This window comes from Paracoccus sp. PAMC 22219 (assembly GCF_000787695.1).
Taxonomy (GTDB): Bacteria; Pseudomonadota; Alphaproteobacteria; order Rhodobacterales; family Rhodobacteraceae; genus Paracoccus.
The window spans coordinates 1-12328 of sequence record NZ_BBPH01000154.1; the positions used below are offsets into that span (position 1 = coordinate 1).

The window sequence follows — 12328 nt, forward strand, 5'->3', positions numbered from 1 at the left end:
GCTGGTCGCCTCGTCCAGCAAAAGGATCGGTGCGTCGCGCAGGATCGCGCGGGCGATGGCCACCCGCTGGCGCTGGCCGCCCGACAGCATCACGCCGCGTTCGCCCAAGGCGGTGTCATACCCCTGCGGCAGGGCCGCGATAAAATCATGCGCATGCGCCGCCTGCGCCGCGGCCTGCACCTGCGCGTCGGTCGCATCGGGGTGGCCAAGGCGGATGTTGTCGGCGGCGGAGGCGGCAAAGATCACCGGGTCCTGGGGGACCAGCGCGATATGGCTGCGCAGATCGACGCGCGCCAGCTGGCGCAGGTCGGTGCCGTCCATCGTCACGCGGCCCGATTGCGGGTCCCAGAACCGCTGGATCAGCTGGATCACGGTCGTCTTGCCCGCGCCCGACGGGCCGACCAGCGCCACCGTTTCCCCAGGCCGGATGGTCAGATCGATCCCGTGCAGCGCCGGGGCGTCGGGGCGCGAGGGAAAGCTGAACGACACCCCCTCCAGCACGATCTCTCCGCGGACGGGCAGCAGCAGGGGCACCGGGCGGGCCGGATCGGTCAGCGTGTCGGTGGCCGACAGCAGTTCCGCCAGGCGTTCGGTGGCGCCCGCCGCGCGCTGCAGCTCGCCCCAGATCTCGGACAGGGCACCTGCGGCGCCTGCGACCAGGATCGCATAGATCACGAACTGCACCAGCTGGCCCGCGGTCATCACGCCGTCCTGCACGTCGCGGGCGCCGACCCACAGCACGCCAATGACCCCCGCAAAGATCAGGAAGATCACGATGGCGGTCATCACCGCGCGGGTGCCGATGCGGGTGCGGGCCACGACATAGGACTGTTCGGTCACGTCGTCGAACCGCGCCATGCTGCGCGCCTCGGCAGTATAGGCCTGGATGGTCTGGGCGGCCAACAGGGTCTCTGACGCGGTGCCCGAGGATGCGGCGATCCAGTCCTGGTTGGCGCGCGACAGCTTGCGCAGGCGGCGTCCCAACACGATGATCGGGATCAGGATCGCCGGCACGATCAGCAGAACCAGCCCCATCAGCTTGACTGAGGTCCAGGCCAGCATCGCCATGCCCCCCGCCAGGATCAGCATGTTGCGCAGCGCGATCGACAGCGACGACCCCACGACCGACTGGATCAGCGTGGTGTCGGTGGTGATGCGGGACAGGATTTCCCCCGTCATCACGCGTTCGAAGAACGCGGGCGACAGGGTGATTACGCGGGCATAGACCGCCTTGCGGATGTCGGCCACGACCCGTTCGCCCAACCGGGTGACAAAGAAATACCGTGCCGCCGTGCCCAGGGCCAGCAGCGCCACGATCATCAGGGCGGCGCCGAAATACTTGTCCAGCAGGCCCGCGCCGTCATCGAAATTGTCGACCACCCGTCGCGCGGCCAGCGGCAGGATCAGGCTGATCGCCGATGTCACCACCAGCGCCACCAGCGCCAGCGCCATCTGCCCGCGATAGGGCCGAACGAACGGCCACAGCGCGCCAAGCGCCCCCACCCGCCGGCTGGTGGGCCGGTCTTCCAGATTGCTTGCGCCGCGTGCCATGATCGCCCGTCTTTGTCAGTTGCCGCCCCGGTTTAGGGGGCCGCCGCCCCAAGGACAAGCGCGCGGCCTGTCACAGGACCAGCCGCCCCTGCGCCAGCGCGTCGCGCAGCAGGTCCACCGCCGCCGCCAGCTTGCCGTCGATCACCTGCAGATAGCGGGTCCAGTCGTCCATCCCGCCCAGATCCGCCGCCCCGTCGGAAATGCCGCGCAGCCCGATCAGCGGCACACCGAAATGCTGGGCGGCGCGCAGATGGGCGAAGGTCTCCATGTCGACCATGTCCTCCTCGATCGCGGCATAGGCCGGGCCGCTGACGATGTCTGCGCCGGTGGACAGGCTGGCCACGGGCAGGCCGGGAATGCGGTGCGGCAGGTCGATCACCCGCGGCAGGTCCAGCAGCGGCGTGCAGCCGCGCGCGAACCCCAACGCGCTGGCATCGATGTCGCGCCAAGCGACGGCGCCCACCTGATAGACCTCGGTCTGGGCCAGCCGCGCCGATCCGGCCGACCCCAGCGACACGATCAGCCGGGGCAGCTGGTCCATGCGGGCCAGCGCGGCGGTCAGCTGGACCGCCGCCTCGACCGGGCCGATGCCGGTCATCAGCGGGTCGATGCGCGCGCGCAGGGCGGGGCCGTATTCGGGCTGGGCGGCCATCACGAACAGGATCGGCAGGTCGGTCATCGGCGCACCTTCGTCAGCGGGGATCACGCCGGGGGTCGCACGGGCGCGGCGCGGCGGTCAAGGCCGCAGACCCTTGCAGGCACGGGTCGCGCCGTGGCAGGGGTGCATCGGTCACAGGACAAGGGCACGCCATGGGCAAGGTCAGCGATCTTTACCGCCAGCGCATCGCATCGGGGGCGCTGCGCCACGACGACGCGCAGGCCGAGGTGCTGCCGCACATGGACCGGGTGCTGGACCAGCTGCAGTCGCGCCGGCGCCGAAACCGCGGTCGGCCTGGCGGGCATTCCTGGGCGTGGGCAGCCCGGATCCGGCGCCCGCGGTGCAGGGGCTGTATCTGTGGGGCGGCGTCGGGCGCGGCAAATCCATGCTGATGGACCTGATGGCCGACGCGGCCGGCGACATTCCCACCCGGCGGGTGCATTTCCACGAGTTCATGCAGGAGATCCAGGCCGGCCTGAACGAGGCGCGCAAGCGCGGCGAGCAGGACACCGTCCGCCCCGTGGCCGAGGCCGTCGCAGCCCAGGTCCGCCTGCTGTGCTTTGACGAGATGCAGATCACCGACATCGCCGACGCGATGATCGTGGGACGGCTGTTCCAGGTGCTGTTCGATCAGGGGGTGACGGTGGTCACCACCTCGAACCGCGAACCGGACGAGCTGTACAAGCATGGGCTGAACCGGCAGCTGTTCCTGCCCTTCATCGCGCTGATCCGCCAGCAGATGCAGGTGGTCTGCCTGGACAGCCGCACCGACTATCGCCAGAACCGCCAGGGGGGCCAGGTCTGGTTCGCACCCGCCGACACGGCGGCGCGGGCGGAGCTGGATGCGGTCTGGGCCGACCTGACCGCTGGCGCCACGCCCGAACCGCTGGTCCTGCCCGTGCAGGGGCGTCAGGTCACCCTGCCCGCCCATGTCGGCCGTGCGGCGCGGACCAGCTTCTGGGACCTGTGCGGCAAGCCGCTTGGGCCCGCGGATTACCTGGCGGTGGCGCGGGCAGTCGACGTGCTGCTGATCGACGGGGTGCCGCGGCTGTCGGCGTCGAACTATAACGAGGCCAAGCGTTTCGTGACGCTGATCGACGCCCTTTACGAGGCGCGGGTCCGCCTGATCGCCAGCGGCGCCGACCAGCCCGAACAGCTGTACAACGAGGGCGAGGGCAGTTTCGAATTCGAACGCACCGCGTCCCGCCTGCGCGAGATGCAGGACGCCGCGTGGGGGCGCCGGGACAAGACGGGGGACTAGACCCCCATCGTCCGGCGTCCGCGCTGGACCAGGGCGCGCAGCTCCTCCAGGCTCATCGCGCCGAACGCGGCCTCGTCCCCGCAGATGAAGCTGGGCGTGCCCATCAGACCCATGTGATCGCCCAGCAGGTGGCTGTTGGTGATATGGCGCTCGACGGCGTCGCCGTCCATGCCGGTGCGGATCGCGGCCTCGTCCAGGCCCAGATCGCGGACGGTGCGCATCACGGTCGCCTCCTCGGCGCGGCCGCGCATGCCCAGCAGGCCGGCGTGCAGGCGCCAGTAGTTGCCCGTGGGCAGTGCCGCCAGCGAGGCGCGGGCCGCGAACTCCGACCCCGGCCCAAAGACCGGCCATTCGCGCAGCACCACCCGCAGCTGCGGGTCCGACCGGACCAGGTCGGACATCACCGGCAGCATCGTCTTGCAGTGCGGACAGTTGTAATCGAAGAATTCGGTCAGCGTGATGTCGCCCTGGGGGTTGCCCAGCACTGGCGCGGTCGGGTCACGCTCCAACGCCTGACGCAGTTCCTCGGGCATCGGGTTGGCACGGTCCTGCGCAAAGGCGGGCATGGCCGCAAAGGCACCGGCAGAGGCCAGAAGAAAGCGGCGGGTCAGCATGGCTTGTCCTTTCGGCGGGTCCGGGGTCAGATATCGCTCGGCCTAACCGACGGCGGACAGATGCGTAAATCCAGATATACCGAACCAGAGGTCACGATGGCGTCAGACCCCGACCCGGTCTGCCCCCTGTGCCTGCGCCCGATCCCGCCGGACGTGCCGCAAAGCCGCCATCACCTGATCCCCAAGCTGCGCGGCGGTAAGGGCGGGCCCACGGTGCTGCTGCACCACATCTGCCACAAGACGATCCACAAGACCCTGCGCGAAACCGAACTGGCCCGCAGCGTGAACACGGTCGAGGCGCTGCGCGACCATCCCGACCTAGCGCCGTTCTGGGCGTGGATCGCCCGCCGCCCGCCCGGCTTTTCCGGCAAGACGCGCTGACATCGCGGCTTTTCGCTTTGCGGATGCGTGATTCGGGCGCACGCTAGGCCAGTCGTCCCTTGCGAAAGGACCGTCCCATGCACCGATTGACCCTGACCGCGCTGGCCCTGGGCGCCCTGACCGCCCCCGCGGCCCTGGCCCAGACCGGACCGCCGCAGGCACCGGCGCCCGTGCCGATCACCATCCTGCGCCCCAGGAGGCCCGGACCCCCGACGCCACCATGCCCGACATGCCCACTACGACCGGCACGCGGTCCTGCGGCGGAGCACGGCAGGTCACCTCCTGACAGGCGCGTGGGGTCGGCAAGGCCCCCGGCCGCGCTGAACCGCGCGTCTCGTTCACTTGGCCGCCCGCGCGGCTGCCGGTCGTGAGCGCGTGGTGCCGTCTGCGCGGTCATATGCAGGGGTTCGGCCTGCCCCGCTCACGCAGGGTCACAACCCTGTGGTTGCCACCCTGCAACGCCACGCGCCGGCATCCTGTCCGCACGCCTTTCGGCTGTCCTGTCAGACGCTTACGTCTGCCTCATCAATCAGACTGAGAAGGACCCCACCATGAAACTCGCATTCGCAACTCTGGGCGCAAGCCTGTTCGCCGTCACCGCCCATGCCGGCGGCTATGTCGCTCCCGTGGTCGAGCCGGCCCCCGCGCCGATCGTCACCCCCGTCGTGACCAACGTCTCCGACTGGTCCGGCTTCTATGCCGGTCTGCAGTACGGTCAGGGCGATGCCGACGTTTCGTTCGACGGCGACAGCGTGTCGGACGATTTTGACGCGTACGGCCTGCACGCCGGCTACAACCGCGATTTCGGCCAGTTCGTGCTGGGCGGAGAGCTGGACTACAACCGCATCGACCTGGATGACGCCGGCGAAGGCGACCTGGTCCGCCTGCGCGGCCGCGCCGGCTATGACCTGGGCCGTTTCCTGCCCTACGTCTCCCTGGGCGCCGCGCATATCGACGCGGACGACCTGTCGGAAACCGCCTTCACCTACGGCATCGGCGCCGACTTCAAGGTAACCGAGCGTGTGACCGTCGGCGCGGAATACACCCGCCAGGACTTTGACGACGTGGCCGACCTGTCGGGCGTCGATCTGGACACCGACATGGTGCAGCTGCGCGCCTCGTTCCGGTTCTGATCCCCGCGATCCGAACGCGAAAGGCGGCCCCCGCGGGGGCCGCCTTTTTCATGTCGGGGTGACTGCGATCAGCGGGTGAACTTCTTGTACTTCACGCGCTTGGGGTTCACCGAATCGGGGCCAAGGCGGCGGATCTTGTCCTGCTCATAGGCCTCGAAGTTGCCTTCGAACCATTCGACATGGGCATCGCCCTCGAACGCCAGGATGTGCGTGCACAACCGGTCCAGGAAGAAGCGGTCGTGGCTGATGATCACCGCGCAGCCCGCGAAATCGTCCAGTGCCGCCTCCAGCGCCTGCAGGGTCTCGACGTCCAGGTCGTTGGTCGGTTCGTCCAGCAGCAGGACGTTGCCGCCCGACTTCAGCAGTTTGGCCATGTGCACGCGGTTGCGTTCGCCGCCCGACAGGGTGCCGACCTTCTTCTGCTGGTCGCTGCCCTTGAAGTTGAAGGCGCTGCAATAGGCGCGGCTGTTCATCGTCGCATCGCCCAGCGCGATCAGTTCGGCACCGCCGCTGATCTCCTCCCAGACGTTGTGGCCGTCCCCCAGCGCATCGCGCGACTGGTCGACATAGGACAGCTGTACCGTATCGCCCAGGGTGATCGTGCCTTCGTCGGGCTGCTCCTGGCCGGTCAGCATGCGGAACAGCGTGGACTTGCCCGCGCCGTTCGGACCGATCACGCCGACGATGCCGCCGGGGGGGATGGTGAAATCCAGGTTTTCGATCAGCAGCTTGTCGCCCATGGCCTTCTTCAGACCGGTGACCTCGATCACCTTGCCGCCCAGGCGTTCGCCGTTCGGAATGATGATCTGGGCGCTGGTGATGCGCTCTTTTTCGGTCTTGTTGGCCATCTCGTTATAGGCGTTGACGCGGGCCTTCTGCTTGGCCTGACGGGCCTTGGCACCGGCGCGGATCCATTCCAGTTCCTTTTCCAGAACCTTCTGCTTGGACTTGTCCTCGCGGGCCTCCTGCGCGACGCGCTTGGCCTTGGCCTCCAGCCAGGACGAATAGTTGCCCTCGTGCGGCAGGCCGCGGCCCCGCTCCAGCTCCAGGATCCAGGTCGTGATGTCGTCCAAGAAATAGCGGTCGTGGGTCACGGTCAGGATCGTGCCCTTGTACTCGATCAGGTGCTTTTGCAGCCAGGCGATGGTTTCCGCGTCCAGGTGGTTGGTCGGTTCGTCCAGCAGCAGCATGTCCGGCGCCTCAAGCAGCAGCTTGCACAGCGCGACCCGGCGACGCTCGCCGCCCGACAGGGTGCTGACATCGGCGTCGTCCGGCGGACAGCGCAGGGCCTCCATCGCGACATCGACCTGGCTGTCCAGATCCCATAGGTTTTCCGCGTCGATCTGATCCTGCAGGGCCGACATCTCCTCGGCGGTCTCGTCCGAGTAGTTCATCGCCAGCTCGTTATAACGGTCCAGCTTGGCCTGCTTGGCCGCGACCCCCAGCATCACGTTGCCGCGCACGTCCAGGGATTCGTCCAGATGCGGCTCCTGCGGCAGATAGCCGACGGTCGCGCCCTTGGCGGCCCAGGCCTCTCCGGTGAAATCCTTGTCGATTCCGGCCATCACGCGCATCAGGCTGGATTTGCCCGATCCGTTGACGCCGACGACGCCGATCTTGACGCCCGGCAGGAAGTTCAGCTTGATGTTCTCAAACACCTTCTTGCCGCCGGGATAGGTCTTGGACACGCCGTCCATGTGGTAGACGAACTGATAGGACGCCATCGGAAACTCCTGTAAATTTGCCGCTTTGTAGGGGAAACGGACGTCCGAGGGAAGATCAGCGCACCTCGTCCGCGAAATCGGCGCCCATGATGGCGCGCAGCGCATCCATCTGCGGGGCCAGCCGGGCCTCCAGCGCGGCGACGGCGCGGGGGGGCGGCATCGGGCCGTCGGGATTGGCAAAGACCTTTTGCGTCAGGTTGCCGTAAAAGCACGGGCCCAGCCCCAGATGCGCCTCGACCGCGTCCATCACCTGGTGCGGCGCGCGCGCGATCCGGCCAAAGGGCAGGACCAGCATGTCGGGATAGCGCGCCAGCCAGCGCGGCAGATAGGTGGCGTAATCGCCGCGCTCGTCCAGGACGGGGTTCGCGACCTCGGTCAGCCAGTCGGCGTCGGTCACCGGCACGCGCTTTTCGCGGCGCAGGTTCATGCGCAGTTGGGATATGGCGCGGTCGACCGGGTGGCGGATCAGATAGATCACCCGCGCCTTGGGCAGCAGGTCGCGGACCGCCTGCACGCCGTCCTCCGGCAGGCCGGAATATTCGGGGGTGAAATCCATCGGCATGGCGTGTTCGGGGGCGGGGGCAAAGACGCGCTTGTACCACTGGTTGTGGAACATCTTGCCGCTGGTGATGGCGGTCAGATAGGCGTCCAGTTCCGGCTGCAGCTCGACCTTGCGCGCCTTGTGGCGGTCGCGGATCTCCTGCGGCTTGTTGCGATAGTGCCAAGCGATCCAGCGGCGGTGTTCGGGGATGTGCAGCTGGTTGAAATACTGCACCTCCTTGAAGGGCGGGATCCAGACCTGCGGGTGTTGGCCCAGCATCTGCGCCAGCCAGCTGGTCCCGGCCTTCTGCGCGCCGATGCACAGCGCGCCGGGTTTGCGGGGCTGGCCCTGCGGGTCGAATGCCGGGCTGATCGTCAGCGTGGTGACCAGGCGCGACAGGGCGTCAGCGGTCAAGTGTTCCCCAAAGGTCATAATCGCCCGCCTCGTCCACCGTCACGGTCACAATATCGCCCGGCGACAGCGCGTCAAACCCCTGATCGATGAACAGGTTGCCGTCGATTTCGGGGGCATCGGCCTTGGTGCGGCAGGTGGCGCCGCCCTCGTCGACCTCGTCCACGATCACCTGGATGCGCTGGCCGACCTTGGCGGCCAGCTTGGCGGCGCTGATGGCCTGGGCCTTCTGCATGAAGCGGTCGAACCGGTCCTGCTTGACCTCGGCGGGCACATGGTCGGGCAGGTCGTTGGCCCGCGCGCCCCTGACGTTTTCGTACTGAAAGGCGCCGACGCGATCCAGCTGCGCCTCGTCCAGCCAGTCCAGCAGGGTCTGGAACTCGGCCTCGGTCTCTCCGGGATAGCCCACGATGAAGGTCGACCGCAGAGTGATATCGGGACAGACGTCGCGCCATGCGGCGATCTCGTCCAGCGTTTTCGCGGCCGCGGCAGGACGTGCCATGCGGCGCAGCACGTCCGGGTGGGCGTGCTGGAACGGGATGTCCAGATAGGGCAGCACCAAACCCTCTGCCATCAGCGGGATCAGGTCGCGCACATGGGGATAGGGATAGACGTAATGCAGCCGGACCCAGGCCCCAAGGCTGCCCAGATCGCGCGCCAGATCGGTGATGTGGGCGCGATGCCCCCGGTCGGTGGCATGGCGCAGGTCCAGGCCATAGGCGCTGGTGTCCTGGCTGATCACCAGCAGTTCGCGGACCCCGGCCTGCACCAGACGCTCAGCCTCGCGCACCACGGCATGGGCCGGGCGGCTGACCAGACGGCCGCGCATGTCGGGGATGATGCAGAACTTGCACTTGTGATTGCAGCCTTCCGAGATCTTCAGATAGCTGTAATGGCGCGGCGTCAGGCTGACCCCGCTGGCTGGCAGCAGGTCGATGAACGGATCAGGCTTGGGCGGCACGGCGGCATGCACCGCATCCAGCACCTGTTCGTATTGGTGCGGACCGGTGACGGCCAGAACCTTGGGATGCGCGCCGGTGATGTAATCGGGCTCCGCCCCGAGGCAGCCGGTGACGATGACGCGGCCGTTCTCGCGCAGCGCCTCGCCGATGGCATCCAGGCTTTCGGCCTTGGCGCTGTCCAGAAACCCGCAGGTGTTGACCACCACCGCATCGGCGCCGTGATAATCGGCGCTGATGGCGTATCCTTCCGCCCGCAGGCGCGTCAGGATGCGTTCGCTGTCGACCAGCGCCTTGGGACAGCCAAGGCTGACCATGCCGATGGTCGCTGACCGTCACGACGGTCATCCGGGACGCGCGCACGCGCAAGGTCGGGGCGAAGTTCGGGCGGGTTCTGCTGCATCCGCCGCACATAAGCGATTCGGGGTCGCGGGGAAAGTCCGATCCGCGGTCAGCGGCGGCCCATCATGCGACGGATCATCTTGAAGACGGCAAACAGCTTGAGCAGGCGGAACACGGGGCTTCTCCGGTTGGGGTTCGCGGGCTCAACGTCACAGGCGGGCAACCGGTTCACCACAATGCGCGTTTCCGATGCCCGTCGTCGCCGGAACGTGATTTCACCACGGCCCGAAAAAAGGACCAGATGTCGCCATGAAAAAGACACGCCGCCTTGCCCTGATCCTTGCCGCCGCGATGACGGTCGCCACTCCGGCCCTGGCCCAGCAGGGCATTCAGCGGACGGGGCAGTTCATCGATGTCTGGAACAACCGCGGCGGCAACGTGCTGGAAATGGTGCAGACCCGGCAAGAGCTGGCATCGTCTGGTCGGACCGTGCGCATCCGCGGCTATTGCCGGTCGGCCTGCACGATCCTGACCACCATGCCCAACGCCTGCCTGGGACCGCATGCGCGGATCGGGTTTCACGCCCCGCGCATCCAGGGAACCCAGATCATTCCGCCCTATGTCGATCAGATCATGGGCAACTTCTATCGCGGCGGCATCCGCGAGCGGTGGTTCGGCGGCTGGAACCGCTCGATGGAGATGAAGATCATCACCGCCCGCGAATATGTCCGCCTGGACCCGCAGGCGCGGATATGCGACAGCATCCGCCCCTAGTCGCGCAGCCGCCAGCCGGTGGCAAAGATCCAGCGGATGATGGCCAGACAGACCACCACCATGATCCCGACGGCAACCAACGACACGCCCACCGGCACGTCGGCCAGCCCGAAGAACGACCAGCGAAAGCCCGAAATCAGGTACAGGACCGGGTTCAGCTTCGCGACACCCTCCCAGAAGGGCGGCAGCATGCTGGCCGAATAGAAGGCCCCGCCCAGAAAGACCAAGGGCATGATGATCATCATCGGCACGATCTGCAGCTGTTCGAACGATTTCGCCCACAGCCCGATGATGAATCCCAGCAGGCTGAAGCCGATCGACGACAGGACCAGGAACGCCACCATCCAGAACGGGTGCAGGATGTGGATGCCGACAAAGACGAAACTGGTCAGCAGGATCACCAGCGCGATCATGATCGATTTCACCGCCGCCGCGCCGACAAAGCCCATCGTGACCTCGATCCAGCCGACCGGGGACACCAGGTATTCATAGATCGTGCCGCTGAATTTCGGGAAATAGATTCCAAAGCTGGCGTTGCTGACGGCCTGCTGCAGCACGGTCAGCATCATCAGGCCGGGCACGATGAAGGCCGCGTATTCGACCCCCTCGACCGACTGGATGCGACCGCCGATGGCCGCGCCGAAGACGACGAAATACAGCACCGTGGACAGCACGGGCGATGCCAGCGACTGCCAGATGGTGCGGAAGAACCGCATCATCTCGTGGTGAAAGATCGACCAGACGCCAAACCAGTTGATGCTCATGCCGCGTCCTCGGAAACCAGAGACAGAAAAACGTCCTCAAGGCTGGATTGCCGCGTGGACACGTCGCGCACGGTGATGCCGCGTGACGCCAGATCGCCCAGAAGGCGCGCGATGCCGGTCCGTTCGGCCCGTGTGTCGTAGTCGAAGGACAGCCGCCGCCCGTCATCCGACAGGGTCAGCCCGCGCCCGGCCAGATCGTCGGGAATGGCCGTCAGCGGCTGATCCAGATCGATCGACAGGGTCTTTTTCCCGAAATCGCCCATCAGGTCGGCGGTGGGTTTCACCAGCAGCAGGCGACCCTTGGCGATGACGCCGATGCGGTCGGCCATCTCCTCGGCTTCCTCAAGGTAATGGGTGGTCAGGATGATCGTGACGCCCTCGCGGCGCAGGTCGCCCACGACCTGCCACATCTCGCGGCGCAGGGCCACGTCGACGCCGGCGGTCGGTTCGTCCAGGAACAGCACCTTGGCTGGTGCGACAGCGCCTTGGCGATCAGCACGCGGCGCTTCATGCCACCAGACAGCTCGCGCGTGGCGGCGTCGCGCTTGTCCCACAGCGACAACGACCGCAGGATGCGTTCGATATAGGCCTCATCCGGGGGCATGCCGTACAGCCCGCGGGTGAAGCGGACGCAGTTGATGACCTTTTCGAACGGCTCCAGCGCGATCTCCTGGGGGACCAGGCCGATCAGCTTGCGCGCGGCGCGCCAGTCGGTGCGGATGTCGTGCCCGCCCACGCGGACCGTGCCACCGGTCGGCACCACCAGCCCGCAGATGATCGAGATCAGCGTCGTCTTGCCCGCCCCGTTGGGGCCCAAGAGGGCAATGATCTCTCCCTCGTCGATGGACAGGGTCACGTCGTCCAGCGCCTTGGTGCCGCTGCCATATTCCTTGGACAGATGGTCGATGTCGATGATCGCGCCCATGCGCCTCTCCTGTAGGTGAGTTCGGGGACCGTGGCGCGGCGCGCACAGGTGTCCGGTCCCGCAGATAGGCCCTGCCCGCCCCGATTGCCAGTGCGGCGGGCGCGATTCAGCCGTTCGGCGTCCGCAGCCGCCCCCGGCTCATGTGGCGCTTTCGCCCGAAACCGGGGCTGCGGACGACCTCGAAACCCGCATCCGACAGCGCCTGCCGGACATGCCCCGCGGCGGTATAGGTCGCGAACGTGCCGCCCGGCGCGGTATGCGCCCCCACCTGCGCCATCACGTCCGCGCCC

10 protein-coding genes and 3 pseudogenes are annotated in these 12328 nt (G+C 67.3%); 4 read left to right on the forward strand and 9 right to left on the reverse strand.

Features of this window, described 5'->3' with window-relative positions:
• Both TY51_RS15880 and TY51_RS15885 read right to left on the reverse strand, forming a co-directional pair.
• Window positions 1-1551: ABC transporter transmembrane domain-containing protein (locus TY51_RS15880; RefSeq protein WP_042251248.1), on the reverse strand; the 1551-nt coding region annotated here is incomplete at its 3' end.
• A gap of 70 nt (window positions 1552-1621) precedes the next feature.
• Window positions 1622-2230 carry a 5'-methylthioadenosine/S-adenosylhomocysteine nucleosidase gene (locus tag TY51_RS15885; protein WP_042251250.1) on the reverse strand — a complete coding sequence of 203 codons (609 nt, stop codon included), beginning with the start codon at window positions 2228-2230 and terminating at the stop codon, window positions 1622-1624.
• 131 nt (window positions 2231-2361) lie between these two features.
• Here TY51_RS15885 and zapE point away from each other — a divergent pair.
• A pseudogene (gene zapE, locus TY51_RS15895) lies at window positions 2362-3470 on the forward strand (cell division protein ZapE).
• Here the strand turns inward: zapE and TY51_RS15900 are convergent.
• Window positions 3467-4084, reverse strand: coding sequence for a DsbA family protein (locus TY51_RS15900; RefSeq protein WP_042251254.1), 618 nt, complete (start codon window positions 4082-4084; stop codon window positions 3467-3469). The pseudogene zapE and the gene TY51_RS15900 sit on opposite strands and share 4 nt — an antisense overlap.
• 60 nt (window positions 4085-4144) lie before the next feature.
• Here TY51_RS15900 and TY51_RS15905 point away from each other — a divergent pair, with 60 nt between their 5' ends.
• Together TY51_RS15905 and TY51_RS15910 are read left to right on the forward strand one after the other, a co-directional pair.
• Window positions 4145-4465, forward strand: coding sequence for an HNH endonuclease (locus tag TY51_RS15905; RefSeq protein WP_231559097.1), 321 nt, complete (start codon window positions 4145-4147; stop codon window positions 4463-4465).
• Between the two features lie 551 nt (window positions 4466-5016).
• Entirely contained in the window at window positions 5017-5598 is a 582-nt protein-coding gene (locus TY51_RS15910) for an outer membrane protein (RefSeq protein ID WP_042251260.1), read from the forward strand.
• 68 nt (window positions 5599-5666) lie between these two features.
• Here the strand turns inward: TY51_RS15910 and ettA are convergent, their stop codons facing one another.
• From ettA to rimO, 3 genes and pseudogenes are all read right to left on the reverse strand, one after another.
• Window positions 5667-7322 (reverse strand): energy-dependent translational throttle protein EttA, encoded by a 1656-nt coding sequence (ettA, locus tag TY51_RS15915; protein ID WP_042251262.1) that lies wholly within the window; start codon window positions 7320-7322, stop codon window positions 5667-5669.
• A 55-nt stretch (window positions 7323-7377) separates the two neighbouring features.
• A complete protein-coding gene (locus tag TY51_RS15920; protein ID WP_231559098.1) occupies window positions 7378-8277 on the reverse strand; it encodes a sulfotransferase in 900 nt (299 codons plus the stop codon).
• Window positions 8267-9636: pseudogene (gene rimO, locus TY51_RS15925) on the reverse strand (30S ribosomal protein S12 methylthiotransferase RimO). Before rimO ends, TY51_RS15920 begins: the two are co-directional and overlap by 11 nt.
• 248 nt (window positions 9637-9884) lie before the next feature.
• Between rimO and TY51_RS15930 the strand changes: the two are divergent.
• Entirely contained in the window at window positions 9885-10349 is a 465-nt protein-coding gene (locus TY51_RS15930) for a hypothetical protein (RefSeq protein WP_042251267.1), read from the forward strand.
• On the opposite strand, the gene TY51_RS15935 is transcribed toward TY51_RS15930, so the two are convergent.
• From TY51_RS15935 to TY51_RS21300, 3 genes and pseudogenes are all read right to left on the reverse strand, one after another.
• Window positions 10346-11107, reverse strand: coding sequence for an ABC transporter permease (locus TY51_RS15935; protein ID WP_042251274.1), 762 nt, complete (start codon window positions 11105-11107; stop codon window positions 10346-10348). The two genes, TY51_RS15930 and TY51_RS15935, sit on opposite strands and share 4 nt — an antisense overlap.
• A gap of 2 nt (window positions 11108-11109) precedes the next feature.
• Window positions 11110-12038 (reverse strand): annotated as a pseudogene (locus TY51_RS15940) (ABC transporter ATP-binding protein).
• A gap of 106 nt (window positions 12039-12144) precedes the next feature.
• Window positions 12145-12328 (reverse strand): MnmC family methyltransferase (locus tag TY51_RS21300; RefSeq protein ID WP_255351432.1); only part of this gene is annotated, 184 nt, incomplete at its 5' end.